The organism is Daejeonella sp., assembly GCF_037719425.1.
Lineage (GTDB): Bacteria > Bacteroidota > Bacteroidia > Sphingobacteriales > Sphingobacteriaceae > Daejeonella.
Genome location: NZ_JBBJNI010000049.1, coordinates 1 through 26,232, shown reverse-complemented (window position 1 = coordinate 26,232; position 26,232 = coordinate 1). Strand labels below are relative to the sequence as shown.

General features: G+C 40.0%; 32 protein-coding genes. 27 read left to right on the top strand and 5 right to left on the bottom strand.

What is annotated here, in order from left to right:
• The 3 genes from WKF69_RS08545 to WKF69_RS08535 all read right to left on the bottom strand — a co-directional run.
• A partial coding sequence (locus WKF69_RS08545) for a GldG family protein (protein WP_340381181.1) occupies positions 1 to 478 on the bottom strand: 478 nt, incomplete at its 3' end.
• On the bottom strand, positions 472 to 1,200 hold the full coding sequence (gene gldF / locus WKF69_RS08540; RefSeq protein WP_340381180.1) for a gliding motility-associated ABC transporter permease subunit GldF: 729 nt from the start codon (positions 1,198 to 1,200) through the stop codon (positions 472 to 474). The genes gldF and WKF69_RS08545, both read right to left, overlap by 7 nt.
• A gap of 224 nt (positions 1,201 to 1,424) precedes the next feature.
• Positions 1,425 to 2,135 (bottom strand): ATP-binding cassette domain-containing protein, encoded by a 711-nt coding sequence (locus WKF69_RS08535; RefSeq protein ID WP_340381179.1) that lies wholly within the window; start codon positions 2,133 to 2,135, stop codon positions 1,425 to 1,427.
• A 145-nt stretch (positions 2,136 to 2,280) separates the two neighbouring features.
• Between WKF69_RS08535 and WKF69_RS08530 the strand changes: the two genes are divergently transcribed.
• The 6 genes from WKF69_RS08530 (at position 2,281) to WKF69_RS08505 (ending at position 9,385) form a co-directional block, all read left to right on the top strand.
• Positions 2,281 to 3,741, top strand: coding sequence for a glycine--tRNA ligase (locus tag WKF69_RS08530; RefSeq protein ID WP_340381178.1), 1,461 nt, complete (start codon positions 2,281 to 2,283; stop codon positions 3,739 to 3,741).
• Between the two features lie 195 nt (positions 3,742 to 3,936).
• Positions 3,937 to 4,938, top strand: coding sequence for an NAD(P)-dependent oxidoreductase (locus WKF69_RS08525; protein ID WP_340381177.1), 1,002 nt, complete (start codon positions 3,937 to 3,939; stop codon positions 4,936 to 4,938).
• A 152-nt stretch (positions 4,939 to 5,090) separates the two neighbouring features.
• On the top strand, positions 5,091 to 5,906 hold the full coding sequence (locus WKF69_RS08520) for a murein L,D-transpeptidase catalytic domain family protein (RefSeq protein WP_340381176.1): 816 nt from the start codon (positions 5,091 to 5,093) through the stop codon (positions 5,904 to 5,906).
• An 80-nt stretch (positions 5,907 to 5,986) separates the two neighbouring features.
• Positions 5,987 to 7,582 (top strand): hypothetical protein, encoded by a 1,596-nt coding sequence (locus WKF69_RS08515; protein ID WP_340381175.1) that lies wholly within the window; start codon positions 5,987 to 5,989, stop codon positions 7,580 to 7,582.
• Entirely contained in the window at positions 7,579 to 8,535 is a 957-nt protein-coding gene (locus WKF69_RS08510) for a glycosyltransferase family 2 protein (protein ID WP_340381174.1), read from the top strand. Before WKF69_RS08515 ends, WKF69_RS08510 begins: the two co-directional genes overlap by 4 nt.
• A complete protein-coding gene (locus WKF69_RS08505; protein ID WP_340381173.1) occupies positions 8,504 to 9,385 on the top strand; it encodes a lysylphosphatidylglycerol synthase transmembrane domain-containing protein in 882 nt (293 codons plus the stop codon). The genes WKF69_RS08510 and WKF69_RS08505 overlap by 32 nt, the downstream gene beginning before the upstream one ends.
• 40 nt (positions 9,386 to 9,425) lie before the next feature.
• Here the strand turns inward: WKF69_RS08505 and WKF69_RS08500 are convergent, their stop codons facing one another.
• Positions 9,426 to 10,379 carry an NAD-dependent epimerase/dehydratase family protein gene (locus WKF69_RS08500; protein WP_340381172.1) on the bottom strand — a complete coding sequence of 318 codons (954 nt, stop codon included), beginning with the start codon at positions 10,377 to 10,379 and terminating at the stop codon, positions 9,426 to 9,428.
• 234 nt (positions 10,380 to 10,613) lie between these two features.
• Between WKF69_RS08500 and WKF69_RS08495 the strand changes: the two genes are divergently transcribed.
• From WKF69_RS08495 to WKF69_RS08485, 3 genes are read left to right on the top strand one after another with little or no spacing between them, the layout of a single operon-like run.
• Positions 10,614 to 12,389, top strand: coding sequence for an aromatic amino acid hydroxylase (locus tag WKF69_RS08495; RefSeq protein ID WP_340381171.1), 1,776 nt, complete (start codon positions 10,614 to 10,616; stop codon positions 12,387 to 12,389).
• Between the two features lie 3 nt (positions 12,390 to 12,392).
• The gene (locus WKF69_RS08490; protein ID WP_340381170.1) at positions 12,393 to 13,097 is read left to right on the top strand and encodes an SDR family oxidoreductase; all 705 of its coding nucleotides are present in this window, start codon (positions 12,393 to 12,395) and stop codon (positions 13,095 to 13,097) included.
• A 3-nt stretch (positions 13,098 to 13,100) separates the two neighbouring features.
• Positions 13,101 to 13,574, top strand: coding sequence for a hypothetical protein (locus WKF69_RS08485; protein ID WP_340381169.1), 474 nt, complete (start codon positions 13,101 to 13,103; stop codon positions 13,572 to 13,574).
• A gap of 41 nt (positions 13,575 to 13,615) precedes the next feature.
• Here the strand turns inward: WKF69_RS08485 and WKF69_RS08480 are convergent, their stop codons facing one another.
• Positions 13,616 to 13,957, bottom strand: a complete 342-nt coding sequence (locus WKF69_RS08480; RefSeq protein ID WP_340381168.1) for a single-stranded DNA-binding protein — start codon at positions 13,955 to 13,957, stop codon at positions 13,616 to 13,618.
• A gap of 167 nt (positions 13,958 to 14,124) precedes the next feature.
• Here WKF69_RS08480 and WKF69_RS08475 point away from each other — a divergent pair, with 167 nt between their 5' ends.
• The 18 genes from WKF69_RS08475 to WKF69_RS08390 all read left to right on the top strand — a co-directional run bounded on the left by WKF69_RS08475 (position 14,125) and on the right by WKF69_RS08390 (position 25,812).
• On the top strand, positions 14,125 to 14,484 hold the full coding sequence (locus tag WKF69_RS08475) for a hypothetical protein (protein ID WP_340381167.1): 360 nt from the start codon (positions 14,125 to 14,127) through the stop codon (positions 14,482 to 14,484).
• Positions 14,477 to 15,550, top strand: coding sequence for a site-specific integrase (locus WKF69_RS08470; RefSeq protein WP_340381166.1), 1,074 nt, complete (start codon positions 14,477 to 14,479; stop codon positions 15,548 to 15,550). The genes WKF69_RS08475 and WKF69_RS08470 overlap by 8 nt, the downstream gene beginning before the upstream one ends.
• Before the next feature lie 205 nt (positions 15,551 to 15,755).
• A complete protein-coding gene (locus WKF69_RS08465; RefSeq protein WP_340381165.1) occupies positions 15,756 to 16,904 on the top strand; it encodes an XRE family transcriptional regulator in 1,149 nt (382 codons plus the stop codon).
• Positions 16,905 to 16,907: 3 nt separating this feature from the next.
• The gene (locus WKF69_RS08460; RefSeq protein ID WP_340381164.1) at positions 16,908 to 17,432 is read left to right on the top strand and encodes a DUF4411 family protein; all 525 of its coding nucleotides are present in this window, start codon (positions 16,908 to 16,910) and stop codon (positions 17,430 to 17,432) included.
• Positions 17,433 to 17,675: 243 nt separating this feature from the next.
• Positions 17,676 to 17,984, top strand: coding sequence for a hypothetical protein (locus tag WKF69_RS08455; protein WP_340381163.1), 309 nt, complete (start codon positions 17,676 to 17,678; stop codon positions 17,982 to 17,984).
• 114 nt (positions 17,985 to 18,098) lie between these two features.
• On the top strand, positions 18,099 to 18,257 hold the full coding sequence (locus WKF69_RS08450) for a hypothetical protein (protein WP_340381162.1): 159 nt from the start codon (positions 18,099 to 18,101) through the stop codon (positions 18,255 to 18,257).
• A 146-nt stretch (positions 18,258 to 18,403) separates the two neighbouring features.
• Entirely contained in the window at positions 18,404 to 18,916 is a 513-nt protein-coding gene (locus WKF69_RS08445; RefSeq protein ID WP_340381161.1) for a hypothetical protein, read from the top strand.
• Positions 18,917 to 19,149: 233 nt separating this feature from the next.
• The gene (locus WKF69_RS08440) at positions 19,150 to 19,551 is read left to right on the top strand and encodes a VOC family protein (protein ID WP_340381160.1); all 402 of its coding nucleotides are present in this window, start codon (positions 19,150 to 19,152) and stop codon (positions 19,549 to 19,551) included.
• A 35-nt stretch (positions 19,552 to 19,586) separates the two neighbouring features.
• A complete protein-coding gene (locus tag WKF69_RS08435) occupies positions 19,587 to 20,084 on the top strand; it encodes a helix-hairpin-helix domain-containing protein (protein ID WP_340381159.1) in 498 nt (165 codons plus the stop codon).
• Between the two features lie 203 nt (positions 20,085 to 20,287).
• Positions 20,288 to 20,527, top strand: a complete 240-nt coding sequence (locus WKF69_RS08430; protein ID WP_340381158.1) for a hypothetical protein — start codon at positions 20,288 to 20,290, stop codon at positions 20,525 to 20,527.
• A gap of 180 nt (positions 20,528 to 20,707) precedes the next feature.
• Positions 20,708 to 21,427, top strand: coding sequence for a hypothetical protein (locus tag WKF69_RS08425; RefSeq protein ID WP_340381157.1), 720 nt, complete (start codon positions 20,708 to 20,710; stop codon positions 21,425 to 21,427).
• 216 nt (positions 21,428 to 21,643) lie between these two features.
• Positions 21,644 to 22,327: a hypothetical protein gene (locus WKF69_RS08420; RefSeq protein ID WP_340381156.1), complete on the top strand. Its 684-nt coding sequence runs from the start codon at positions 21,644 to 21,646 to the stop codon at positions 22,325 to 22,327.
• A 157-nt stretch (positions 22,328 to 22,484) separates the two neighbouring features.
• A complete protein-coding gene (locus WKF69_RS08415) occupies positions 22,485 to 23,345 on the top strand; it encodes an NmrA/HSCARG family protein (protein WP_340381155.1) in 861 nt (286 codons plus the stop codon).
• Between the two features lie 69 nt (positions 23,346 to 23,414).
• The gene (locus WKF69_RS08410; RefSeq protein WP_340381154.1) at positions 23,415 to 23,684 is read left to right on the top strand and encodes a hypothetical protein; all 270 of its coding nucleotides are present in this window, start codon (positions 23,415 to 23,417) and stop codon (positions 23,682 to 23,684) included.
• Between the two features lie 34 nt (positions 23,685 to 23,718).
• Positions 23,719 to 24,210 (top strand): SgcJ/EcaC family oxidoreductase, encoded by a 492-nt coding sequence (locus WKF69_RS08405; RefSeq protein WP_340381153.1) that lies wholly within the window; start codon positions 23,719 to 23,721, stop codon positions 24,208 to 24,210.
• Between the two features lie 33 nt (positions 24,211 to 24,243).
• The gene (locus tag WKF69_RS08400) at positions 24,244 to 24,411 is read left to right on the top strand and encodes a hypothetical protein (protein ID WP_340381152.1); all 168 of its coding nucleotides are present in this window, start codon (positions 24,244 to 24,246) and stop codon (positions 24,409 to 24,411) included.
• A 268-nt stretch (positions 24,412 to 24,679) separates the two neighbouring features.
• Positions 24,680 to 25,483 carry a methyltransferase domain-containing protein gene (locus WKF69_RS08395; RefSeq protein WP_340381151.1) on the top strand — a complete coding sequence of 268 codons (804 nt, stop codon included), beginning with the start codon at positions 24,680 to 24,682 and terminating at the stop codon, positions 25,481 to 25,483.
• 74 nt (positions 25,484 to 25,557) lie between these two features.
• The gene (locus WKF69_RS08390; protein ID WP_340381150.1) at positions 25,558 to 25,812 is read left to right on the top strand and encodes a hypothetical protein; all 255 of its coding nucleotides are present in this window, start codon (positions 25,558 to 25,560) and stop codon (positions 25,810 to 25,812) included.
• The last annotated feature ends 420 nt before the right edge of the window (positions 25,813 to 26,232 follow it).

Below are 26,232 nucleotides of genomic sequence, written 5' to 3'. Positions count from 1 at the left end.
TCTGCAATAATTTGACAGGTATTTGCACTCCTTTGTAGGTGACCAGCGCGGCCGGAAAAATGACCTTCTGAGAATTGCCGCTTCCAGTCGTGACATTCAAATTTGTTGGTTCAATGCCCTTCTCCATCAGTTTCTGATAGTTTTCCTGCTGAACCTGCTCGTTGCCAGTCATTGGGTTCACAAAATCAAAGTTCAGCTTGTTCCCGGAGTAAGCTTCGAAATCAGTAAGGACGTCAGATGTTGAACTTCTCAATCGTTTAAATCCTGCCGGAAAATCATCGCCTTCAAGGTAAACCGTGATCTGAATGTCATCATCCAAATTTTTAAGTAGGTCTTTTGTGATCGGCGAAAGTGTATATCTCTTTTCCGCTGTGAAATCAAGGCGGGTAAAGTATTGTGAAGAAATTAGATTAATGATGACTACCCCCACCAACGAGACGACCAGATAGATCAAATCCTTTTTACGCTGTTCTACCATTTCCTGCCTCCCAATATTGTTTTGGTTAAAATGAGGAACACGGCACAAAAGCTAAGAAAATAGATCAGATCTCTGGTATCCAGAACTCCACGGCTAATGGATTGGTAATGCTGATTAATTCCTAGACCAGTTATAAAGCTGCCAAAGCTTTGCAGCGAAAGAATTTGACTGAACGAGTCAAACCCGCTGAAGAACAAGAAGCATAAAAACACAGCAATAGTAAAAGCAATAACCTGGTTCTTTCCAAGTGAGGAAGCGAAAAGGCCTAAGCTAACAAACGCTGAGCCCAGCAAAAGCAAACCAATGTATGATCCGATCACGGCACCCGTGTCAACGTTTCCTTTGATAACACCAAGCTGGTAAACAGTAATATAGTAGATCAGCGTTGGGATCAGTGTAAGAAGCACGATCGCAACTGAAGCCAGGAACTTACCGAACACTATATCCCAGTCTGTAATTGGCCGGGTTGCCAGAAGCTCAAATGTTCCGTCCTTTCTTTCCTCAGCGAGCGATCTCATCGTGATAGCGGGAATAAGGAACATGAAGATGTAAGGTGCTATATTGAAAAAGCTATCTAAGCCAGCATAGCCGTAATCGAGGATACTGGATTCGGGAAACACCCAAAGAAAAAGCCCGGTCACAATAAGGAAAGCAGCAATAGTAATATATGCTACGAGAGAGCTGAAAAAGCCAGAGATTTCCTTATATAGAATGGCGACCACGTTATTCTTGCCTAAAATTTATTTCAATACGATGCATTGCGTTAGGGATTGAAGCGGAAATCCTTTTTTTGGCAGAGCCTAAAAAAGATTGAAGCGGAAAGCCCGGGCACGCTCCCGCGAGCAACGCTCTAAATAATATTTGTAAAACAGTCATTTTCTAATGCATCAAGATAAAACCAATGCGCCAACAAGGCAATATATTTATCCAAACCTGGACAATACTACTATTTGTTCGTTAGTTCAATAAAGATCTCCTCTAAATTTTTCCCCGGATATCCCTCTCTTAGCTCATTCAGTTCACCATCCGCTACGATCTTGCCCTTATTGATAATGATAACCTGATCGCAAACTGCTTCAACCTCCTGCATGATATGCGTTGAAAGGATAACCGTTTTAGTTTTCCCTAATTCACGGATCAGGCTCCTGATTCCTACCACCTGGTTAGGATCCAGCCCTGAAGTTGGTTCATCCAGAATTAAAACTTTAGGATCCGGTAATATAGCCTGAGCTAAACCAACACGCTGCCGGTAACCTTTAGACAAGGCACCGATCTTTTTAAATTGTTCAGCGCCAAGGCCAGTAAGTTCAATTACCTCTTTGATCCGCTCCTGCTTATTCGCTATCTGATGGATATCGCAAATAAACCCAAGAGCCTCTTTAACATACATTTCCAGGTAGAGGGGGTTATGCTCAGGGAGGTATCCGATATTTTTTCTCACCTCAACGGGAGCCTCGTTAACATCAAAACCACAAACCTTAGCGCTCCCTGATGTTTGAGGGATAAAACAGGTCAGTATCTTCATGGTAGTGGATTTACCAGCACCATTAGGCCCTAAAAACCCGAGCACCTTCCCTACCGAAGCCTCAAAAGATATCCCTTCAACAGCCGTTTGCCGGCCGTAATCTTTAGTAAGATTGGATACTGAGATGCTCATGGTTCAAAGTTAGTATTTGAATGGAGAATTGAGAATGGAGAATGGAGAATTAAATACAAGTAGAACAAAGTCGTTCAGGGTAATTCTCAACTTTCAACTCTCAACTCTCAATTAATTTGATTTGCAGTACTATCTTTGTCCCGTTATGAGCAAAAACAACGACGAACTTTTTAAAAATGTTATATCTCACACGAAAGAATACGGTTTTGTATTCCCTTCGAGTGAAATTTATGATGGATTAAGTGCTGTATATGATTACGGGCAGCTTGGAGCTGAGCTGAAAAACAACATCAAAACTTATTGGTGGAAAAGTATGGTTCAGCTGAATGATAATATTGTCGGACTCGATTCAGCTATTTTCATGCATCCAAAGATCTGGAAAGCAAGCGGCCACGTTGATGGCTTTGCTGATCCGATGATTGATAACAAGGATTCTAAGAAGAGATACCGTGCGGATAATTTAATAGAAGATAAAATAGCCCGCTATGAGAAGGACGGCAAAACAGAAAAGGCAAAGAAACTTCAGACAGATATGGACGCAGCGCTCGCTGCTGACAATCTACCGGCCTTAAAAGCCCTGATAGAAGAGCATGAAATAGCTTGTCCGGTTTCGGGAACACGTAACTGGACTGATGTACGCCAGTTTAACCTGATGTTTTCCACCCAGATGGGTGCGATGGCAGAAGATTCGGACCAGGTTTACCTTAGACCAGAAACGGCACAGGGAATATTCGTGAATTTTCTAAATGTACAGAAGTCAGGCAGGATGCGAATTCCTTTCGGGATTGCGCAGATAGGAAAAGCGTTCAGGAATGAAGTTATCGCACGTCAGTTCATCATGCGGATGCGTGAATTTGAACAGATGGAAATGCAGTTCTTTGTAAAGCCAGGAACTGAGATGGAATGGTACAAGCACTGGAAAGAAGCCCGGTTAAAATGGCATCTCGCTGTTGGAACTCCTGCTGAAAAATACCGCTTTCATGATCACGTTAAGCTGGCCCACTATGCTAATGCGGCAGTAGATATCGAATTTGAATTCCCTTTTGGCTTTAAGGAAGTTGAAGGTATACATAGCCGTACTGATTTTGACCTTAGCCAGCATGAAAAATTCTCAGGCAAGAAACTTCAGTATTTCGATACGCTTGAGAATAAAAACTATGTTCCGTATGTAATTGAAACATCAATAGGCCTTGACCGTATGTTCCTTCTGACTTTATGTAATGCCTATGAAGAACAGGACCTGAGTACCGAAGATAAACAAGACTCGCGGACAGTTCTACGCCTGCACCCTTGCCTGGCTCCGGTTAAAGCAGCCATTTTCCCGCTTACCAAGAAGGACGGCTTGCCGGAGAAAGCGCGTGAGATAATGGATACCCTAAAATTGGATTTCAACCTTCAGTATGATGAGAAGGATTCTATTGGTAAACGCTATCGCCGGCAAGATGCGATCGGCACCCCTTTCTGTATAACAATTGACCATCAAACTCTTGAAGATAACAAGGTAACCATTAGGCACCGGGACAGTATGGAACAAGAGCGAGTAGGGTCTGAAGAGCTGGACCGTATAATCGGGAACCTTGTCAGCTGGAAGAACCTGTTAAAATAAATAAGAAATCTACTATCAGCGCCGCTCTTTCAGAGCGGCGTTTTTGTTAAAGGCCTATCAACTTTAAGATGCATCTTTATTAAAACATTCTTATTCTTTTGGATGTAATAATAAAAGGCTGAAGGATATTGTAGCCATTGGTTAGCATTTGTCTACCGAAACAGCCCTGTTTGCTTTAGAAATTAAATCGCAATAATGAAGATAGCAATTACCGGTGCGAATGGATTTGTTGGCGCAGCACTTTGCCGATATTTCCATAACAAAGGGCACGAGATCCAGGCTATTGGAAACCGTGAAAAGCCTAATCAAAACCTCTTAAAGACTGCGACCTACATACGTGCTGATATCACAGGTGTAATTGAACCTATCAATGCTGACGTTTGTATTCACGCAGCCGCGCTGGCGTCCGATACGGATACTTACAAAAATCTCATATTAAGTAATGTAGAAGGCACACTTAACGTAGTCGAGGCGGCCAAAAAATGCAGGTCCTTTGTCCACATATCTTCTTCCTCTGTATACCAGTTTAAAAATCATCCTGTAAAAGAAGATGAGGCTACCATCCAGTCTGAACTGAGCAATTACGGAGAAACCAAGCTTCTTGCCGAAGACATAGTAGAATTAGATATTCCTGATCATCAGAAAAGGCTTATTCTTAGACCCCGAGCAATTTACGGTATTGGAGACAGAATCCTTTTGCCCCGATTACTAAGGCTGGTGCAGGGGAAATTCTTACTGTGCCCTTTCAGGAAAGGTGCTCAAAGTTCCCTGACCCATGTTGATAATATTGGGTATGCTATCGAGCTTTACCTTGAACAAACGGAGCCGGCCCAGCTTCAAATATTCAACATTACCGACGATCAGCCATATTTGTTACGAGACCTTGCGGTGGATTGTTCATCCGCAGTTGAGAAAAGAAAACTTCTGCCGCTAACGTTGCCGGAGAGTCTGGTGAAGATGCTCCTCTTCCTCAACTCGAAGAACAATCCCGCTAACATAATCAGTAAGCCCGTTTTAAAGTCTATGGGAAATAATTCTGTATTGGATATTTCAAAAATTAAAAATGAATTAAAATACCAGCCCTCGAAAAACTTTCATAATTCGTGTGCAGAGATTGTTAGTTGGGTAGACAGCTTCGGCAGTTCCAAGAATTATCTAAAACAGCTCTCAGAGGCCCCCTGGAGCATAAATATGTAACCATTAGTACTTTCACGTGACAATCATTCCGAATTAAGATTGTATATTTGACTATACAATTTAGGTATTGACTATAACCGTTCCAATTATTCTGACTCACAACAATATTTTACTAAACTGTTACGTTTAAGAAACATTAACTGAGAAAATTTATGAAGAAACACACCATTTGGGCAATGGGTTTGCTCTTACTTGTCACAACACTACCAACCATAAGCTGGGTATCAGTAAGAAAATCACAACTACAATTTTTTGATACACCTGCAGACTCAGCATCTGTCAAGGTAACAGTTAATTTTTCTAACACCGAACTTTTTGATCAACACGTAGATTCATCATATGAAAAAGCTAATCTTGCAGCAAGTGGATTAGATTCTAATGTATTTAGAAAAGCTTTGGTGGGGTATTACAATCTTAAAAAGACTAACCTGGTTTCTCCGGAACGCCAGATCCTGACAATCATTGATTTTACCCGCAAAAGTTCCCAGAAACGCCTTTGGATAGTTGATCTTGCAAGCCATAAATTATTATTTAACACATTGGTTGCTCATGGACAGGGCAGCGGCGGTGATATGGCGACAAACTTTTCAAATCTTGAGAATTCACATCAAAGCAGCCTTGGTTTCTACATAACCAGTGAAACTTATTTCGGCAAGCACGGATTCTCAATGAAACTTGAAGGAATGGATAAAGGCTTTAACACCAATGCACGTGACCGCGCAGTAGTGGTTCATGGAGCTGAGTACGTAAGCCAGTCATTTATAAATAAAACAGGTCGTTTAGGCAGAAGCCATGGTTGCCCTGCCCTCCCGGTTGAATTGACAAACACGATCATAAACACTATTAAAGGCCAAACTTTGTTATTTATTAACGGCCCAGCAAGTAACTACACTTCTAACTACCTTGATCAGGAAGTCGCTGTTTCTAATTTCCTTTCCAACGGAAATACGGTTCAGGCCAGCATGTAAAAAAGAAGTTCAATACGATATAAAAAGAGAGATCTGTTAGTTCAGATCTCTCTTTTGCTTTTTATATCTTTGCATACCCCATGCAGAAAATTGAAAAATTCCTGAACCAGTATCCTGAAAAGGCGTTTTTTCTTCTGCTATTGTTAGCACTACCAGTATTCTTTATTAACCTGGGACTTCTGCCCCTCTTTGCTGATGAGCCGACACGGGCCAATGTAGCACTGGAAATGATAATTTCTAAGAACTACGCTGTTCCAACCATAGGCGGCGAGTACTACTACAATAAGCCGCCGCTTTACAACTGGTTACTCGCGGGCCTCTATTTGCTGACAGGCAACTATTCGGAGTTTGTCACCCGCCTTCCGGCGATAGTTCCAATGTTCCTGTTTGCCATAACTATTTTTTATACGGTAAGCTATTTTATCAGGGACAAACGGATTGCAGTGCTGAGCGGACTGCTTTTCCTTGTCAATGGCAGGATGCTTGTTTACGATTCCATGCTCGGGCATATCGATATTTTCTACTCCTGGCTAACATTTGGTTCCTTTATGCTGATCTTTTACTTTTTTGAAAAAAAGCAATGGTTCTGGCTGTTCTTTACTTCTTACTTTATTACAGCGTTAACATTTTTATGCAAAGGTCTGCCCTCTGTTGTTTTTCAAGGTTTTACATTAATTGCTCTGCTTGCTTATACCGGGAACCTGAAGAAACTATTTAGCTGGAAGCATATCCTTAGCGGGATTTTCTGTCTGATGATAATAGGCGCCTACTTCCTGAATTACTACCAATACAATCCAAACCTGGAGGGTTACTTAGTTACGATTTGGGCTCAGAGCAGTAAAAGGACTGCAACTGAATTTGGGATTCTGGCAACGGCATTGTACATGATCAAATTTCCATTTGAACATGCGGGCCACTTGTTCCCTGCGAGCTTGCTTTTGCTTTTCTGCTTTCATAAGAGTTTTATTCCGGGGATTAAGAACGACCGATTCCTCAAATATATTGCGATTATCTTCTTTGCAAACATTTGGGTTTACTGGTTATCGCCTCAAACCCGCCCGCGATATTTGCTGATGTTATACCCTCTCCTCTTCTTAATCTGGAGCCACGCTTACTATACCTACCGGGATAAACTGCCCAAAACCGATAAGGCTTTTGAATGGATTATTCTCGGCCTGTCTATACTTGTCACCATGGCCGTCCCGGCTGCTTTGTTTTTTAACCTTTCGTTATACGTTTCTTTACTTGAACTGAAAGTGATTTTGATCTTCGCCATGTGCTGTGTGTGTACATGGCTGATCTACAGATTTAAGACTCAGAAACTCCTTGGATTTATCGGTCTGCTTTTAACAGTAAGACTGGCTTTTAGTCTGTTTGTATTGCCGCATCGTGCATACCACAAAATAGAAAACTATTATAAAGCGGCGGCAATAGAAATGGGATATATCAGCAAGGGAAAGCCATTTTTCTTTTACCAATACCACCCGGGAGAACTGGAAATCCCATTCCATGACCGCTTAATTTTCTATATTGAACGGACGCGAATGGAGCAGGTGAAATTCACCGAAGATAAGGTGAAGCCGGGTTATTATTTTACATTTGACCGGGATTTGCAGGATCCCGGTGCAAGATTGATACGAACATATCAGGACCTAAAATTCTACGAAGTAAAATGAGAGAACTCTCTGTTGTGATCACCGTTTTAAACGAACGGGATAATATTGAGCCCCTTTTAACGGAGATCCGCAATGCTTTGAGTGGTATTGACTATGAAGTGATATTTGTAGATGATGGGTCATCAGATGGTACTCAGAAGAAGATCAGGGAGTATGCCGATAACCGGAATAACCTGGTTGAGCTTCGCAAAAACTACGGCCAAAGTACTGCAATGACTGCGGGAATTGACCATGCCAGCGGCAAATATATTGCCCTGATCGACGGTGACCTCCAAAATGATCCATCCGATATACCCTCTATGCTTCAAAAGCTGAAAGATGAAGACTGGGATGTTGTCGCTGGTAACAGGGCAAACCGCCAGGATGGAATGTTTCTCCGTAAGATCCCCTCAAAAATTGCGAATGCAATTATCCGTCGCATGACCGGTGTTTACATCAAAGATTACGGATGTACGTTAAAAATATTTAAACGCGAAATAGCGGAAGACCTTGGCATTTATGGGGAGCTCCATCGCTTCATTCCGGTTTTAGCCAAGCTTCAGGGCGCCAGCATAACCCAGGTAGACGTAAAGCATCATGCCCGCATTCACGGCACTTCAAAATATGGATTGGGCCGTACGTTTAAGGTCATGGCTGATCTGATCACCATGGTATTTTTCAGGAAATACATTCAGAAGCCAATGCATCTATTTGGAACAATGGGCTTTATTTCATTTGGCTTGGGGCTTTTGATCAATATCTACCTGCTCATCCTTAAAATAATGGGTCAGGATATCTGGGGAAAGCCGATTTTAATTTTAGGTCTCATACTTTTACTTGCAGGCATTCAGCTTATAACATTCGGAATATTAGCTGAGATAAACGTGCGGACATACTTCGAAGGAACTAACAGAAAGACCTACCAGGTTAGACGAATCTTTAATGGACAAAACGAAAAGCTGGAAACTGTTTAAGCTTCTGTTAAAATTATCAATCTCAGGTTTATCTCTCTATCTGGTATCAAGAAAGGTAGAGGTGAAAGACCTGAAAGATGCGTTTCGCGAATCGAACCCTCTATTCCTGTTTTTTGCTTTCGTAGCATTTGTAATTTCACAGATCATATCCGCATCCCGGTTAAACACTTTTTTCAGGGGGATTGGCTTGAATATTTCAGCTCTATATAATTTCAAGATCTACCTTCTCGGGATGTTCTACAACCTGTTCCTCCCGGGTGGTATTGGCGGTGATGGCTATAAAATATTCCTGCTAAGAAAGAGATTTTCCATTAAGGGCAGGCGCCTTTTCCAGGCTATATTCTTCGATCGCCTAAGTGGGTTATGGGCATTAGGGCTCATTATCTCTGTGCTGGTTATTTTCATCCCATATTTAGGAATACCTAACTGGATCCCCATTATTGCGGTTCTTACAGGAAGCATAGTCTACTATCTTGTTATGCGACGCTACTTCGGTGATTACAGCCATAATTTTTTACTGACTCACGGCAAGGGGCTTCTTGTTCAGTCGATGCAGGTTGTTTCTGTGATAATTCTATTATACGCACTGAATTATGAAGGCAAATTTGCTCCATACCTGTTCATGTTTCTCTTATCATCTCTGGTTGCGATCTTCCCCTTTACAGTAGGTGGCTTAGGGGCGAGGGAGTTAGTCTTTGTATACGGAGCACAATATTTCCAGATGGATCAGCATCTTGCTGTTATCATCAGTCTCCTTTTTTATTGCATCTCGGCTATATTGTCTTTCAGTGGAGTCTATTTTATTTTCTATCCAAAACAATTAGGAGAGAGGGAGGTTGAGGTTCAGTGACCAGTAATCGGTAAACAGTAATCAGTACATTGTGACCGCGCTACAAGTCCTGAGCCTTTAGATACCAGGAATAAAAATTGTCCAGCCCCATTTTCAGGTCTGTTGATGGGTGATACTTAAGCAGCTTTTGGGCCTTATGGATATTGGCATAAGTCTGAGGCACATCACCCGGTTGTTCAGGCTGCCGATCTATGACAGCCTTTTTACCACACGAGGCTTCTATTGAAGTGATTAAGTCTTGAAGCGTTATCGTACGGTGATTACCAAGATTAATTATCTCAAAATCTGAGGATTCATATGAGATTGCTGCTTCGATACCTTTAACAGTATCTTCAACATAAGTATAATCGCGGCTGGTAGAGCCATCTCCAAAGACCGGAATAGGCTGGTCATTTATTATTGACTTGAAAAACTTATGAATAGCAAGGTCAGGCCTTTGTCCCGGTCCGTATACTGTAAAAAACCGAAGGGCCAGAAAACGTATCCCATATAAATGGCTGTAGACATGTCCCAGCATCTCACACGAAAGCTTACTCGAGGCATAAGGGCTGATTGGCATAAGCTTATCATCTTCCGACCATGGCACATTTTCATTTATTCCATAAACACTGCTTGATGATGCGAACACAAATTGCTTAATATCTCTTCTTCGCGCAAACTCAAGCAGATTCTGGGTTCCGCCAACATTTACCTCCTGGTAAAGAATCGGATCCTTGATACTGGGCCTTACACCGGCCTTTGCAGCTAAGTGAACAATAACATCAATATCATCAAGCGCATCGAGATCGGCCCGGTGACGAATATCTCCCTCATAAAAGCGGAAATTTCTGTCACCTTCAAAAGGACTTATGTTTTTCTCCTTTTCAGCACGAGGATAAAAGGGGTCAAAATTATCGAAACCTATTACCCAGTAGCGGCCATCCTTCAATAAACTGCGGACCAGGTTACTTCCAATAAAGCCAGCAGCACCAGTAATAAGAATTCGCTTTTTCATCCGTCTATTTATTGTGTTTAGCGGTGATGAACCTGCCTGGCGGTAGGCAGGTCTATCATGATTTGATTATCATGCCCCTGCGGGTTTTGGCAAAATCATGATGGTTTCATAGTGTTATGTACCATCAAAAGTACAAAATTATCTAGGTTATCATGGCAAAAAAGGCTTAGTGTAAAAACAAGCGGTTGAAAAAATCCGTAACTTTACAAGCAGCTATAACCTAAAAATAACACAATGGCAGGCTTTAATGACTTCAATAATCCTCAGGTAAAAAAATTACCTAATCACTTGAGGCAATTCATTGTTGAGCAGCACTATGAGCACTATACACCGGTCGATCATGCAGTCTGGCGATATGTTATGTGCCAGAATTACAGCTATCTGAAAGACATTGCATACTACCCATATATTCCGGGGCTGGAAGCTGCGGGCTTAACCATTGAAAAAGTTCCTGATCTGCAGGAAATGAACGATGCCTTAAAGAAAATAGGGTGGGGAGCTGTTACAGTGGATGGTTTTATCCCGCCATCGGCTTTTATGGAGTACCAATCTTGCCGGGTACTTGTGATAGCTGCTGATATTCGCCAGCTTCATCATATCGAATATACCCCGGCGCCTGATATTATTCACGAATCTGCTGGCCACGCTCCAATTATTGCCGACAAAGATTACCATGAATATTTAAGCTACTTTGGTTCTATTGGCGCAAAGGCAATGTTTTCTTCAAAGGATTTTGAGCTTTACGAAGCTATTCGTGAGCTTTCAATTCTAAAGGAGATGCATGATGCTGATCCCGGCTTATTAAGGAAAGCAGAAAAACGCGTAGACTTCTGTCAAAAGAACCTCGGTGAGCCGTCTGAAATGGCATTGCTGAGCAGGCTGCATTGGTGGACGGTTGAATACGGACTTATCGGGACTTTAGAGAAACCAAAAATTTACGGAGCGGGGCTGCTTTCCTCTATAGGAGAGAGCACAACTTGTATGAATCCTGAGGTTACTAAGAACTGGTATACCCTGGATGCTATAAACTGCCCTTTTGACATCACCAAGCCGCAGCCGCAGCTATTTGTAACTTCGGACTTCCAAAACCTGATAAATGTATTAGAGCAGTTTGCTGACACGATGGCTTTTCGCCGAGGCGGCTCTGAAGGCATTCTGAAAGCTATTGAATGTAAAAATATCTGTACAGCGGTATTCAGCTCCGGCATTCAGGTGAGCGGAACTTTTACGGATATGGGTATGAACTCGAACGACGAGCTGCAATTTATTAAAACGACGGGGCCCTCTGCTCTATCTTATGAAAACATACAGCTTAAAGGCCACGACAAGAAATATCACGCAGATGGATTCTCATCACCGGTCGGCCGCTTACACTATTTCAACCGCCCTCTTGAAAATGCATCTGAAACGGAACTGGAAGATCTTGGGATACTGGTCAATAAAAAAGCAAACCTCCATTTCAGTAGTGGACTAACCGTCAGCGGTACTGTTCAATCAATAACAAGAAAGAATGACCAGATTATCCTGATCGCTTTCTCTGACTGTACTGTTAAAGATGAAAATGGAAATATATTCTTCGATCCAACCTGGGGCACTTACGACATGGCCGTTGGAGAAAAGATTGTCTCAGTATACTGTGGAGCAGCCGACAAGGATTCTTTCGAGGCAATAGCTCCGATATCTAAAACTGCGACATATCATTTGAAGTACGACGACGCTACCAAAAGATATCATGAACTTTTCCGCAAGGTCCGTCATTGCCGTGAGAACCATACATCTTACCAAGGTTTACCTATAGTGTGGGAAGAGATTAAAAATAACTTTCGTGAAGACTGGCTGTGTTCCATGGAGATACTGGAAATACTGGACCATGAGAATATTTACATCGAGACTGCCGCCGATATAAAGATATATCTGGAGATGAAAGCGTCAAACGAGCCGTCTTTAACTAAACTGATCCACGATGGTTTTTACCTGATCAAAAATCCGGTAAGCCAGCTAACAAAATAATAAATGAATATAGTAATTACAGGCGCAAGCAGCGGAGTTGGATTTGAGTCCGTCCTGGAGTTAACCGGAATAGGCTCACATAAGGTCGTTGCCCTGGCAAGATCACAAGATAAGCTAAGCAAATTACAGGAAATAGCACTGGCTTTAAACCCGGACTGCTTCCTGTACAGTGCCAAATTCGATATCGTTCATGATGACTACGAAACAGGACTAATACCCTTTATAAAAGACCGGATGGGTATCGTGGATGTTCTCATCAATAATGCAGGGTCATTGATAAATAAACCATTCATGGAGATCTCCCAGCTGGATTTTGCCGAGATGCTTCAAAACAATCTGCTTGGCCACGTAAAGATGATCCAGAATATTGTGCCACTGATGCCTCCTAAAAGCCATATAGTAAATATTGGAAGTATGGGTGGTTTCCAGGGCAGTGAGAAATTCCCGGGACTCGCAGCATACTCAGCAAGTAAGGCTGCTTTGCATATACTTACGGAGTGCCTCGCCATGGAACTCGCCGACCGGGAAATAAGCGTTAATTGTCTTGCACTCGGATCAGCGCAGACAGAAATGCTGGAGAAAGCCTTCCCCGACTACCAGTCACCGGTTATGGCTTTCGAAATGGGAAAGTATATTGCTGATTTTGCGCTTACAGGCCATAAGTTTTTTAACGGCAAAATCATACCCGTAGCACATAGCACCCCATAAGCGATGAAACTATACAAATACTTAGTAGTAGCATCTTTTTTTGTTGCTTCCTGCCAGAGCGAACCGTCTAAGACTGTCACAACAGAGAAAAAAGCGGGGAGCATGGACAGTGAGAAAACTCTTGTTCTGCCGTGGACGGTGCAAATTGATGAAACCACGCATGCCATGCAGATTAAAAGGGATCCCACCGCCGACATGGCTAATCTGCAACCTGCAGATATGGTTGATGCCTTAAACATAAAATACCCCGAGATTAAACTGGTATGGAAGAAATTAGAGGGCGATAAAGCATACGTGAGTATTGCCGATGCCACGTACCTGACTCAGCGTTTTGGAAGTGAAGGCGCCCGGGCATACCTTGCCGAAGCTACGTACTCAATAACGGAGCTTGAAGGCGTCGCTGCTGTTGAGTTTGATTTTAAAGAGGGTGACCACGCCCGTCCCGGAGTTTATCATAGGACCGATTTCGAGTTTTAAAAAAGGACAGGAAGTCTAACCCCCTGCCCTCTCATCTAAATCTACCCTTGCTTTTTGCCAAGCATGAGTAACTCATTCACCACTATCTCGGTGAAATACTTTTTAACACCATCCTTATCGGTATAAGAACGGCTGGTCAGCTTGCCTTCCACACTCACTTCCGAACCTTTATGCAGATACTTTTCAGCTACTGCTGCGAGTCCGTCCCACATCACCAAATTGTGCCATTGAGTCTCTTCGATCTTTTCGCCTTTATCGTTCTTATACGCATCATTGGTGGCGATGGCCACTTTTGCCAGCTTCTTTTTCTCCCCGATAGTTTTGACTTCAGGATCTGTGCCTAAAAATCCCATCAGGCGTACACTGTTTCTTAAATTGCTCATGGTGTTAAAATTTTCATAGTTCATTAACGAACACTGACCGGCCCTCGGCCAGCGACATAACAAAGATGGGCTGAGTCATAAGTTTTAACCGGAGGATAAACGGATATACACGCTTATATCCGTTTGCAAACGTCTTCTATTAACTTCATCTAAATATTCTTTAAGACATGGAACGTGAATGTTTAGACTGTGGCTCTCCTCTCCGGGGAAGGGCCGATAAGAAATTCTGCGATGATCAATGCCGCAGCAATTACAACAATCAACTCAAAGCAGGCGCAAGTTCTGCCCTGCGGCAGGTCAATGCTATACTCAGGAAAAACTATTCTATCCTTACGAAGCTCTGTACCGGCGATAAGGTAAAATTACGAAGGGACGATTTGCTGCGTTACGGTTTTGATCTGACCTATCATACTCATCTGTATAACACTCAAAAGGGAAATACCTATTATTTCTGTTATGATTATGGGTATATGAAACTTAATGGTGACTCGTATCTGTTGGTTAGACGAAAGGATAATTATGAATAACGAAAATTCAGACGCAAGTGATTCGACATGGCGGGCAGTGGTTATTAGAAACCGGGGACATAATCGTATCGCGGTAGAGTTTGAAAAAACAGAACTTCTTGTCAGGAGATTCAAGAAACTCAAAGATGCTAAATGGAGCGATGAATTAGGGGTATGGCATTTACCCGACACCCAGGAAAATCGTACCCGGTTTAAAGTTGAGACTGACAAAGATAAGCTTCAAGGTAAAAGAGAACACATAGATAGTTTTTTGCTTTGGCTACGCTCCAGGAGATATGCAGAGAGCACGATCAACACATACATCAACGCTTTAAAAACGTTTCTGACCTTTTACCATAATAAAACAATTGGTGAAATCACCAATAACGACGTCATCCTGTTTAACAATAACTTTCTGTTGAAGAATGAGCTGTCATCCTCCTATCAGAATCAGGTTGTCAATGCCATTAAATTATTTTTCAATACTCAGTCCGACGTTCGGATTAATGTTAATCTAATCCACAGGCCGAAAAAGGAGAAACTACTTCCAAACGTTCTTAGTAAGGATGAGATTAAAGCTATCTTAAACGCCCCCAGAAATATAAAACATAAAGCCATGCTTTGCCTCATATATAGCTGTGGGTTACGAAGATCTGAGCTCTTAAACCTTAAACCGCAACATATCGATTCGAAAAGAAAATTGGTGCTTGTGAAACAATCGAAGGGCAAAAAAGACCGCATTGTGCCTCTGTCAGAAAAGATAATTATACAATTACAACAGTATTACAGATTATACCGGCCACGGGTGTGGCTCTTCGAGGGTCAGAATGCCGGGGATCAGTACAGTGAAAAAAGCCTATCCAGCGTATTAAATCAAGCAGTTTTAAAAGTTAAAATTCAAAAGCCAGTAACATTGCATTGGTTACGGCATAGTTATGCAACCCATTTGCTGGAAAGCGGAACTGATTTGAGATATATTCAGGAAATTCTGGGCCATAGCAGCAGCAAGACCACAGAGATCTATACGCATGTGAGCACCAAAAGCATTCAAAATATTAAAAGCCCATTCGATGATCTTGATATTTAAGTGTTACTTTTAATAAAAGATACTAAAGTAGCAGCAAGCCGCCGGATACGGCTGGCTTTGTCTGACTTTATAAGATGTATAAATAAGTTACAGGCAAGCGCAACAAACGACAATGCGATCCCGACGTATAATCGGAAAGGCCATAAGCGTACAAAAAGAACCACATAAAAGGATCGAAATAATATCTAAATTTGAAAGAACATAGATGAAAGATCCCATTACTATAGCTGTAAATCATAAAGTCCTTGTATGGGCGAGAGAAGCAATTGTATTAAATCGTGCAAATGCTGCGGAGAAAACGGGTATACCTCCAAAACGTCTGATACAACTTGAAGAAGGAGAAAGGCAGCCAACTTTGGAGGAATTAAAAGACTTTTCGAAAGCATATAAAAGAACCATTGCGACCTTATTACTAACTAACCCACCAAAAGAGAAGCCACTTCCGCCAGACAGGAGGACAATTGATTCTAAATTCGTAGGAAACTTCCACGAAAAAACCATTATGGCGGTTCGTAAAGCACGGGCACTTGCTATTTCTCTAATGGAGTTAAAGCAAGATGCTGGAATTTTATCGCCTCGATTTCAATACAAAGCATCATTACAGGATAACCCCTTAATGATAGCACAAAAAATACGTACTGAATTAAATCTAAGTGAAATCCGGGAATACACAAATGTTAATTTGGGCTTAGAAGCTTATGTTGAGAAGATAGAATCAATCGGAGTTGCTGTTTTCCAATTAACATTGACTCAAGACAATTTAAGAGGCTTTTCTATCGTGGATGAGGATATACCAATAATAGGAATAAAGCGAGGAGGGGAACCAGCGACTGCAAAAATTTTTACATTATTTCATGAATTGGGCCATATAATCCTGAATGAAGGAGGACTATGTGATTTATCTTATAATACCAGTCTCCAAATTGAAAAATGGTGCAATGCATTTTCAGCTGAGATACTAATCCCCGTATCAGAGCTCCTACAAATGAAAATCGTAATTGAACAAGCGGCAAAAGGCGATAAAATTTGGGCAAAAAAAGACCTAATTGAATTAGCTAATTATTTTCATGTTGGCCCGCTAGCCATCTTAAGAAGTTTGCTGGAAAGCAATCTAACAACGGCTGAATATTATAAAGACAGACATTTAGCTTGGAATAAGCCGTCATTTGGACGAGCCAAACATCCAGAGGGGAGAAACCTCGCAAAAGAAACGATAAAGGAAAAAGGCAGAGCGTATGTATCTCTTGCATTCTCAGCATTTGATCAAAATCGGATTGACCTTAAAGATTTGTCCGATTTCCTAGGAATAAAGCTTTCCTATATTTCTAAGACCCGTCAATTGTTAAATGTTTAACAGATGCAATTAGATTTTAATGAGGGCAAAAATGTTTATGTGATGGACACAAGTTCATTCATAAGGCTCGAATCTACTTTCAACTATGAAAATCCTGTATTTACAGCTATTTGGGAGGAGATCGAAGAGCTAATCAAACAGGGACTTTTCAAAACTATTGACTTTGTTGAAGAAGAAATCAACAGTTACGAAGGCAAACAGGAATTTCTAAAGAAATGGGTCAAAAAATGGAAAAAACAGTTGGTTGTTCCTACAGATGCGGCAAGTATAAATGCCGCTATTCCCATTATTAATGAAGAGTATAAATCAGGTTTTTTTGACGCCAAGAAGCAAGCCGAGGGAAAGGAAGAAGCTGATCCTTACTTAATAGCCTTTTGTAAAACCCACAATTATATATTGATAACTAACGAGAGCAAAACGAAACCAAATAAGATCCCTAGCGTGGCAGAGAAAAATGGTGTCAAATGCATTGACATTAACGACTTCTTAATTGAGCGAGAATTGAAAATGGAAAGAAAGAAAAGATAAACGTTCTATTATTTTTCAGCTTTGGATTGTCATTTGCTTCTAAGCGCCAGCCTGTAACAACGGGTTTAAGATATGCCGGCTGAGGTGCTCTACGATCTGTTCTGCTTTTTAATTACTTTAGTGCAACGCGGCAAAAGACAGTGGTATTAATACCGGCACAACTTAAACCCGCAAACCGTTATACTCAACCTCCCGCTTTCTCAAAAAATACCAGACCCGAACGAAATTTTGTAAATTTACCTGATGATCCAACGATTTTATTTTGACACATCTGTATTTGGGGGAGTTTATGACATCGAATTCGATGAAATATCTATTCAACTCTTCGAAAAGGTAAGACTGGGTCAGGTAATTTGTGTCTACTCGGATTTGTCCGAAGGCGAGCTATTTTCGGCACCCAAACGAGTAAGAGATTTCTTCAAGAATCTGCCAAAGGAATATTTAGAGGTTGTAAAGGTGAGCGAGGAAGCGATTAATCTCGCGGCAAAACGAGCTTTGACGACTGTGTGCACATTGCTTTGGCCACAATACACAAAGTTGACATTCTTGTAAGCTGGAATTTCAAACACATTGTGAATGTTTATCGGATTCGAGGGTATAATTCTGTAAATTTACGTTCAGGTTATCCGACTCTTGAAATAAGATCACCTAAAGACATAATCAGTTATGAAGACTAAAACGAAAAAGGAAATAAAAGCAAAAGAATTTGATACCGTTGAAACCTTCAGAAAAATAAAGGAAAAAATCTCAACAGAGATTGCTGATATGACCCTGGAACAACTAAAAGAATACCTGAAAGCAAAAAAGGTACGCGTACTAAACTAAGCGCCTGCGTATAACAGCACCTACCCAAAAGGCGGGGGATTCTTCCCCTAAGAATCTTTACTCTTAATTTCGAATTTTGTCTTAAATTGAATTTTATCGTGATTTGCCCCGCCCTTTGGGTAGCTGCCAAACGTTAGCGGCAAGCCATGAAAATCTGTTTATCATTCATATTGATCTTATTAACGGCTACCACTATTGGACAAAATCGCTTAGTCGGAAAATATTTCAATGACTCACTTAATGAAAACAATTATATTGTTTTTAATTCAGATTCAACATTTAAGTACAGACTAGGATATGAACTGTTTCATGACATATCATGTGGACGATGGCGGACTGTTAAAGACACCGTTTTCCTCACGTATCTTTCATATCTACGTGACTTGACTTGCAATAACGAGATTTCACCTTCATATCCTGGCGACACTGGAGTCGTAAATCTTCGACCCAATAAACTTTATTTCAATAATGGTAAGCTTTACACCATCGAAAAAATTGAACAACCCAAACCGTTAACATCAGGAACTTTGATATGGGGCCCTCCCTACGCTTGGGGGTTTAGGAAGAAATATTATTTATTTGGCCCATCGGTTAAGAAGCATAAGGACAGATATTATATGATCTCAGAAGCAGAAGTGAGATGGAAAACCAGCCGCTAACAGCAAATTTAAGTTATGCCGGCTGAAGTGCTATTCGATCTGTTCTGCTTTTTAACAACTTTAGTGCTACGCGCAAAGAAGTTCTATAAAACCGGCACAACTTCAACCCGCCAACCGTTAGCAACAACCTGAACAAACATTATGCAAAGAACAATATTCATCGGAATTTTAACCTTATTTGTACAATTTGGTTATTCCCAAGAAAAAGCCGAATTAAATCAAAAAGAAAAAATATGGAAAAAACATCAATTTTAGGTTTGCGAACCACTATTTATAAAGTTAGCGACATCGCAAAAGCAAGAGATTGGTATGCAAAAGCAAGAGATTGGTATGCAAAAGCATTTGAAACGAAAGCCTATTTTGATGAACCATATTACGTCGGATTTAATATTGGCGGATACGAATTGGGACTTCAGCCAGAAGAAAGAACAAAAGGCGAAAAAATAGAAAGCGTTGTTTCGTATTGGGGAGTTGAGAAAATACAAAAGGTTTATGACCGACTTACGTCATTGGGAGCAACGGAAAATGAAAAACCGTATAATACTGGCGGAGAAATAATGACTGCAACGCTAAAAGACCCATTCGGAAATGTTATCGGACTTATTTACAATCCATATTTCAAGCTAAAAGAATAGTTTTTATGACTATGAAAAGTAGGTCAAACATAAAATTGGAACTTTCCGAAACAGAAAGAAAAAATCTGCGAAAGAACAAAATAAAGAAATACGAAATTTTGGAGTATGCATCTGACGAATTAGCAGTATTACTAAATATTTCAGAAGTACGGGCAAAGGAAATTTATGCTTTAGCTGATTTTCAACAAATTCCGTCAATCGGAATCGAGTTTGCGAAAGATTTAATTTTTTTGGGTTATTACAGCGTTGAAGAATTGAATGGAAAAAGTGGTGCGGAATTGACCGACAATTATGAAAAAAAGAAAGGTTACAAAACCGACCCTTGTGTGGAAGACCAATTTAGATTGGTAGTTGATTTTGCCAAAAACAAGGATTACTCGAAAAAATGGTGGGATTTTACGAATGACAGAAAAGAATACAGAACTGAAATTGGCTATCCAAAAGACAGACCAAAAATTAATTGGACAGAAGTATTAAACGTGGGAAAAGGCTTTGCTAACAAGGGTTTTGCAAAAAAGTGGCAGAAGTGCTAATTTGAACATTGTACTTCAATCAACATTTGTGGTTTATTGAACATTTGTGCGTTGAATTCCCCTTCTTCGCAAAGCCCTAAACGTTATCTAATTTAGTTCTGGCTGAAAGAGTTTTGCGAGTAAAACCGCAAATTTTTAACTTGCAAACTGTTAGCAGAGATTGCAAAAACCAATAAATCGCATCTGACCTCATCAAATTTATCATGACTCAACCGACCAACTTTAGATATTTTATAGTGACTTTTTCAGCAATTTCTGCGGGAATCATTGCTGGTTTAATTACAAAAGGACTTTTTGATGTCGATTTAAATGACTTAAATGCAATATGCCATTTGATTTTAAAGAGTATTATTATAGGGATAATAGTTGGTGCAGTTCTGGGACTATTAAATATCTATTTTAAGTTTGAACCTTTTAGAAAAACGCGGACTAAAGATTTATAGGAAATCTTAAGTCTGGGTAAAAGCAACTTCTGCTAACCAGATTTAAATTATACGAGGGCGACGGGGTTCGTTCTACTATGCTTTTAACTACTTTAGTGCTCGGGCGGCATTGAGTGCTTTTAATCGGGCACAACTTAAACCCAAAACTGTTTGCGGTTATTTTAAAAAATCACCACACCTATGGAAAATTTACCGACATACGTAAGCATATCTTTTGGGCTGACTACAATTTTAACATTAACACTATTTTACAAAGCGACCAATAATTCTAAATCGACTTTAATAGTATTACTGACCTGGTTAATATTGCAAACTGCTATCGGACTATCAGGTTTTTACACCGCGACGGACACAATTCCACCAAGGTTTCTGCTTTTAGTTTTGCCACCTTTCCTTCTAATAATTGGATTATTTACAACGTCAAGGGGTAAACGTTATATTGACAGTCTGGACGCAAAGACTTTAACGATTTTACATACAATTAGAATTCCCGTTGAAATTGTTCTCTTTTGGCTATTCATTCATAAAACCGTGCCTGAACTTATGACATTTGAAGGAAGAAACTTTGATATACTATCTGGGCTGACAGCTCCCATTATTTTTTACTTCGGTTTTATAAAAAAGAAATTAGACCGAAAGATAATCTTGGTTTGGAATTTAATCTGTTTAGTTCTACTTATGAATATTGTTGCGAATGCAGTTCTGTCAGCACCATTTCCTTTTCAGAAGTTTGCTTTTGATCAACCAAATATTGCTGTTCTATATTTTCCTTTTAACTTGTTGCCCTCGTTCATAGTGCCTCTTGTTTTACTTTCGCACCTGGCGACAATAAGACAATTCTTAAAACATCCAGAGAAAGAAAAACAACAGCTGACATCTGGTTTGAATTATGCTAGGTGACATGAATCTCGTTCCTTTTCTACTTAAGTTACTATTTGTTTGACTTCCAAAAAAAAACAACAACAACGAACCGCTAACAAGGGCTCGATAAAACGCAGGTAGAAGTTCTAAATGGAACATTTGGAATCCTACAGTTATTTGCACTTCTAATTCCCCCCTACGCCAAGTGCCAAATCGTTGTGGGCAAGGGTGCAAGATCAACTAAACAACCAGAAAATGCAAACATCAAAACGGACACAAGTAATTAGCGTAGCAGCTGCAATGGCTTTTTGCATTATAGCACCAATAATTGGCTACATTAAAATAGGACTCCCACCTGTAGTTATTGTAGGAGGTTCAGCGGTGATCGGATTTTTCTTTTGGCATTTTACTTATCTAAAAAATCCAACAGATTCAAAAATTATTCTCCCCCTCTTTGTACTAACAGTTTCTGCATTACAGATTCATATTATAGAAGAATATTTAACTGGGTTCGGTCCAGCAATGAGCCGATTATTCAATATTCCCTGGACAGAAAAAAGTTTTTTATTAGTATTCGCATTAGCGGGCCCTGTAATTTGCAGTTTAACAACATTGGGGCTTTATAAGAGAATCCCTATTGCAGGATTTATTGCGTGGTTTATTTTTATTGGCCCGGGAGTAGCCGAATTTACACATTTTATATTTCCGCTATTAGAACCTCAAATCGACCCTTCAAATAGCAACAGTTTAACTCAAAGTATAAACGGTACAGAAGTTGCGAACATGCCGAACTATTATTATAAAACTACAGAACATTACTATTTTTCAGGAATGTACACCGCGATCTTACCAATGATAATTGGTATTTATGCTATTTTTCGCTTATTAGGTGAACATAAACGACAGTTAAAATTAACGATAGAAAACGAGAGCCGCTAACAAATAACTCCTGGCGATAGAAATAAATATTAACTTTTATTTATAAATTAAGCATGGGTTATACGCAGTTAGTTTTAAAATAACGGCACATCGCCAAGCGGTACCGTCGCCTGCAATTCAGTCTGATGATTAAAACTTAACCAAAATCGAAAGAACTATGACAACTAACAAGACAATTTTTGTAACAGGTGGAACTGGCAAACAAGGTGGTGCGGTTGCTAGAAATTTAGTGCAGCAAGGTTTTACTGTAAAAGTGCTTACAAGGAAAACAAATTCAACTCAAGCAGAAAATTTAAAAAAGCTAAATATTGAGTTGGTAGAAGGCGATTTAAACAATGCTGATACTTATCGTCAACATTTGAAGGGTGTATATGGGATCTTTAGTGTGCAAAGTTTTGAAAATGGAGTTAAAAAAGAGATCAGCCAGGGGGTTACATTAGCAACACTAGGAAAAGAGTTTGAAGTAAAACATTTTTTATACTCTTCGGCCTGCGAAGTTGACCACAATACCGGAGTTCCCCACATGGATAGCAAATTCGAAATTGAAAACCATATTAAGCAAACAGGGTTACCCTTTACTATCATCAGACCTACTTCATTTTATGAAAATTTTCTAATTCCGCAGGTAAAAAAGGGAATACTGAAAGGAAAACTGGTACAACCAATTAACAGAGATACAATAATTCAATATATAGCAACAGAGGATATTGGTAAAGCGGCCGCAAAAATATTCGAGAATAGTGAAGAATATCTAGGTAGAACCATTCCACTGGCAGCAGAACATTTGAGTACTCAGGAAGTGGCTAAAGCATTTACGAAAGTGATGAACAAAAAAATAGAATATAAAAAGCTGCCAGTACTTATAACGAGAGTATTCATGGGTAATGGTCTTTATAAAATGTTCAAGTATATGGATGAAAAAAGCGTTTTTCCTATAAAGGATGTGGAGTCAACAAAGAAAGAATTTACAAATCTGGTAAGTCTTGAAAATTGGATAGGGATGAATTTTAGAGGGTAAAACTTTAAATTTTTAGCCCCTTACATTATGATAAATTAGTTCCGAAAAGTTTTAAATCAAAATCAAAATATGAAAAAGTTTATAATTCTGACCCTTTCATTGTTTGCCTTAATTATAGCGAATCCTGTTTACGGGCAATCGACTACCACTGCGACGAACTATGTTAAAATGGAAAATTATTATAAGATAAAGTGGGGGCACGCAGATGAATTTATTGATCTATGGAAAAAGAATCATTATCCATTATTAAAGAAGACCCAAGAAAGCGGGGACATTATTCCTGTTATAGCCGAACGGCCGATACTGCATAGCAGTGAAGATTTGCGGATTGGGATGTGATTATTGAGAATATTAAATTATAATATTGAGACATATGCGATATATCTGCATCCTAACAAGTTTTGTTGTTATCTCCTTATCCAGCTTTGGCCAAGCGAGTAAAACATATAACTCAAGAGATCTGGTTGCGTTAAGACTGCTTCCTGCTACATGGGAGCGATATTGGAACACTCACAACATGGATTCCATGGGCACTATGCTCAGGAAAGATGTGGATTTTGTAACTGTAGCGGGCACATGGCTAAAAGGGAAAGCAGAAGCGGTAAAAGACCATAAGCAAAAGCACCAAACGATGTTTAAAAGCAGTGTGTGGACAACTGATAGCATGGAGTTGAAGTATTTAAAGCCGGATTTAGCCATTATGCATATTGGTTGGGGATTAAGGGGTGACTTTGATCCTGACGGTACTCCCAGACAACCAAGACATGGAATTTTCACATGGGTTATTATCAAAGATAAGGGACAATGGAAACTGCTCGCAGTCCACAATGTAAATAAAAGAGAACCAGTTTTGCCAGATAAGTGAATTAAGTGTTCTTTTGACTTAAAATTAATACCTATGAAAAAGCTAATTTTTGTTCTGCTCTTAATTATTACCGCTGCTTCCAGCAATGCACAGATCTATTATGTGCAAGATATGAGTACAGTGCAGATCAAAAGCACAACAAAAGTATTTGCAAAACAAGGGCTTGACAATGTAACATTAGCTATTTGCATGCATCAGTAGTTGTTGCGGTTAACTTTTGTAAATCTGGCTTTTTTGTTAACTTCAATTATATATATTCAATGAGTGCTTGTACCCGGCAGATCAGCAATAGATTCTGCCTCCCCAAATACTCGAACGTCGTGCTTCATGCTCGGGAACTCGGCTAACCTGAAAGCTGGAGAGTAACAATTATACATTTGACAACTTAAAAACGGTGATGCTGAAAACCGAATAGAGTATGCAAACAAAAAAGTGCGGAGTCAGCACTATAATCACTGACACAATTAATATGAATCCAAACAAAGTATTATGGGAAAAGGGTGACTTCACCCGCATCGCAGAAAACATGCGAGAAAGCGGGTCAGACTTGGTTGCTAAAATTGGAATCACAAAGGGTCTTAAGGTATTAGACCTTGGCTGTGGCGATGGCACCACGGCAATACCTTCTGCAAAATTAGGTGCAGATGTTACAGGTGTTGACATTGCTTCAAACCTTGTTGAAGCAGGAAATCTTCGTGCAAAAAAAGAAGGACTTACCAATATCATCTTCAAGGAAGGCGATGCAACCGATTTGAATGAATTGAAGGATCATTCTTTTGATATGGTAGTTAGCATCTTTGGGGCTATGTTCGCACCCAAACCGTTTGATGTTGCCAAAGAAATGGTTCGTGTAACCCGTCCGGGCGGCAAGATTGTTATGGGCAACTGGATACCGGGCGATCCAACCCTGGTAGCACAAATCAGTTCTTCTTATACACCGCCTCCTCCCGATGGTTTCATCAGCCCTATGCTCTGGGGTGTTGAGGATAATGTGATTGAGCGCTTTGAAAGTGCTGGAGTTGCTAAACAAAAAATATCTTTTGTTCGTGATACATATACTTTTAATGCCGATTGCACTCCTACCGAATTAGTTGCGTTATTTAAAACGTACTACGGACCAACGATGAATGCATTCGAAGCTGCCGAAAAAAACGATAAAGCTTCAGATTTGCAGACTGAACTTGAAGCTTTATTTAATAGTCAGAATAAAAGCGAAATAATAAATACGACCTCTATTCCTGCCACTTTCCTTCGCGTTACAGTTTTGATTTGATGAGAGGTTAAGTAGACCAGCTGTCTGCCGAAGCCTGAGCTAAAATAATAATTTGATGTTGATCATTATAACAAATGCTCTGCAGATTTCCTTCAGTTGGAAATCGATCTGAACTTGTTAATTCTCCTTTGCAGCTCTCATCGACAAAAGAGTGCGTACGGTTTGAAAAAGAATCATTCGGCGCTTTGCATCAAATGATGAGCGGTTTATCTGACCAAGATAAAGAATCAGTCTGGGAGGAAATTGAAAGTGAATTTCAAAAGTTTGAAACTGAAAACGGCTTTGTTGGGCCATGCGAAATGGTTGTAGCTGTTGGAGAAAAACTATAATGGACGTTTAAGAGTAAATTGCCTACAACAAAATATTGACAAAACAGGAATGGAGATATAATTGCAGCTAAGTGCAAGCATAAGACTTGGATCGGATCAACATTCACTTTTCAGCTATAGTTAATAAATTCCATTTATATTTTGAATTGGGCATTTGTTCCGGGCTGGATAATCAATAAATTCCCTGCGTTAGCTAGTTCTCAAATGTTAGCAGTCAGCTTGCATGACCATTATAATCTAAATAATCGTTTATGATTTATCTACTTCAATATCATTTAAGAAAGAGTCTAATGATTCTTTCTTTCACATTTTTTATTAATTCAACTGCTCAATCGCAACGTCCGAATATCATTTACATAATGACGGATGATATGGGTTATAGCGATTTGAGTGGTTATGGTCGTAAAGACTATACAACAC

Coding starts and splice junctions, on each gene's coding strand:
- WKF69_RS08535 (WP_340381179.1), bottom strand. CDS start 2,135: ATGAGCATCTCAGTATCCAATCTTACTAAAGATTACGGCCGGCAAACG.
- WKF69_RS08530 (WP_340381178.1), top strand. CDS start 2,281: ATGAGCAAAAACAACGACGAACTTTTTAAAAATGTTATATCTCACACG.
- WKF69_RS08525 (WP_340381177.1), top strand. CDS start 3,937: ATGAAGATAGCAATTACCGGTGCGAATGGATTTGTTGGCGCAGCACTT.
- WKF69_RS08520 (WP_340381176.1), top strand. CDS start 5,091: ATGAAGAAACACACCATTTGGGCAATGGGTTTGCTCTTACTTGTCACA.
- WKF69_RS08515 (WP_340381175.1), top strand. CDS start 5,987: ATGCAGAAAATTGAAAAATTCCTGAACCAGTATCCTGAAAAGGCGTTT.
- WKF69_RS08510 (WP_340381174.1), top strand. CDS start 7,579: ATGAGAGAACTCTCTGTTGTGATCACCGTTTTAAACGAACGGGATAAT.
- WKF69_RS08505 (WP_340381173.1), top strand. CDS start 8,504: ATGGACAAAACGAAAAGCTGGAAACTGTTTAAGCTTCTGTTAAAATTA.
- WKF69_RS08500 (WP_340381172.1), bottom strand. CDS start 10,379: ATGAAAAAGCGAATTCTTATTACTGGTGCTGCTGGCTTTATTGGAAGT.
- WKF69_RS08495 (WP_340381171.1), top strand. CDS start 10,614: ATGGCAGGCTTTAATGACTTCAATAATCCTCAGGTAAAAAAATTACCT.
- WKF69_RS08490 (WP_340381170.1), top strand. CDS start 12,393: ATGAATATAGTAATTACAGGCGCAAGCAGCGGAGTTGGATTTGAGTCC.
- WKF69_RS08485 (WP_340381169.1), top strand. CDS start 13,101: ATGAAACTATACAAATACTTAGTAGTAGCATCTTTTTTTGTTGCTTCC.
- WKF69_RS08480 (WP_340381168.1), bottom strand. CDS start 13,957: ATGAGCAATTTAAGAAACAGTGTACGCCTGATGGGATTTTTAGGCACA.
- WKF69_RS08475 (WP_340381167.1), top strand. CDS start 14,125: ATGGAACGTGAATGTTTAGACTGTGGCTCTCCTCTCCGGGGAAGGGCC.
- WKF69_RS08470 (WP_340381166.1), top strand. CDS start 14,477: ATGAATAACGAAAATTCAGACGCAAGTGATTCGACATGGCGGGCAGTG.
- WKF69_RS08465 (WP_340381165.1), top strand. CDS start 15,756: ATGAAAGATCCCATTACTATAGCTGTAAATCATAAAGTCCTTGTATGG.
- WKF69_RS08460 (WP_340381164.1), top strand. CDS start 16,908: ATGCAATTAGATTTTAATGAGGGCAAAAATGTTTATGTGATGGACACA.
- WKF69_RS08455 (WP_340381163.1), top strand. CDS start 17,676: ATGATCCAACGATTTTATTTTGACACATCTGTATTTGGGGGAGTTTAT.
- WKF69_RS08450 (WP_340381162.1), top strand. CDS start 18,099: ATGAAGACTAAAACGAAAAAGGAAATAAAAGCAAAAGAATTTGATACC.
- WKF69_RS08445 (WP_340381161.1), top strand. CDS start 18,404: ATGAAAATCTGTTTATCATTCATATTGATCTTATTAACGGCTACCACT.
- WKF69_RS08440 (WP_340381160.1), top strand. CDS start 19,150: ATGGAAAAAACATCAATTTTAGGTTTGCGAACCACTATTTATAAAGTT.
- WKF69_RS08430 (WP_340381158.1), top strand. CDS start 20,288: ATGACTCAACCGACCAACTTTAGATATTTTATAGTGACTTTTTCAGCA.
- WKF69_RS08425 (WP_340381157.1), top strand. CDS start 20,708: ATGGAAAATTTACCGACATACGTAAGCATATCTTTTGGGCTGACTACA.
- WKF69_RS08420 (WP_340381156.1), top strand. CDS start 21,644: ATGCAAACATCAAAACGGACACAAGTAATTAGCGTAGCAGCTGCAATG.
- WKF69_RS08415 (WP_340381155.1), top strand. CDS start 22,485: ATGACAACTAACAAGACAATTTTTGTAACAGGTGGAACTGGCAAACAA.
- WKF69_RS08410 (WP_340381154.1), top strand. CDS start 23,415: ATGAAAAAGTTTATAATTCTGACCCTTTCATTGTTTGCCTTAATTATA.
- WKF69_RS08405 (WP_340381153.1), top strand. CDS start 23,719: ATGCGATATATCTGCATCCTAACAAGTTTTGTTGTTATCTCCTTATCC.
- WKF69_RS08400 (WP_340381152.1), top strand. CDS start 24,244: ATGAAAAAGCTAATTTTTGTTCTGCTCTTAATTATTACCGCTGCTTCC.
- WKF69_RS08395 (WP_340381151.1), top strand. CDS start 24,680: ATGAATCCAAACAAAGTATTATGGGAAAAGGGTGACTTCACCCGCATC.
- WKF69_RS08390 (WP_340381150.1), top strand. CDS start 25,558: ATGCTCTGCAGATTTCCTTCAGTTGGAAATCGATCTGAACTTGTTAAT.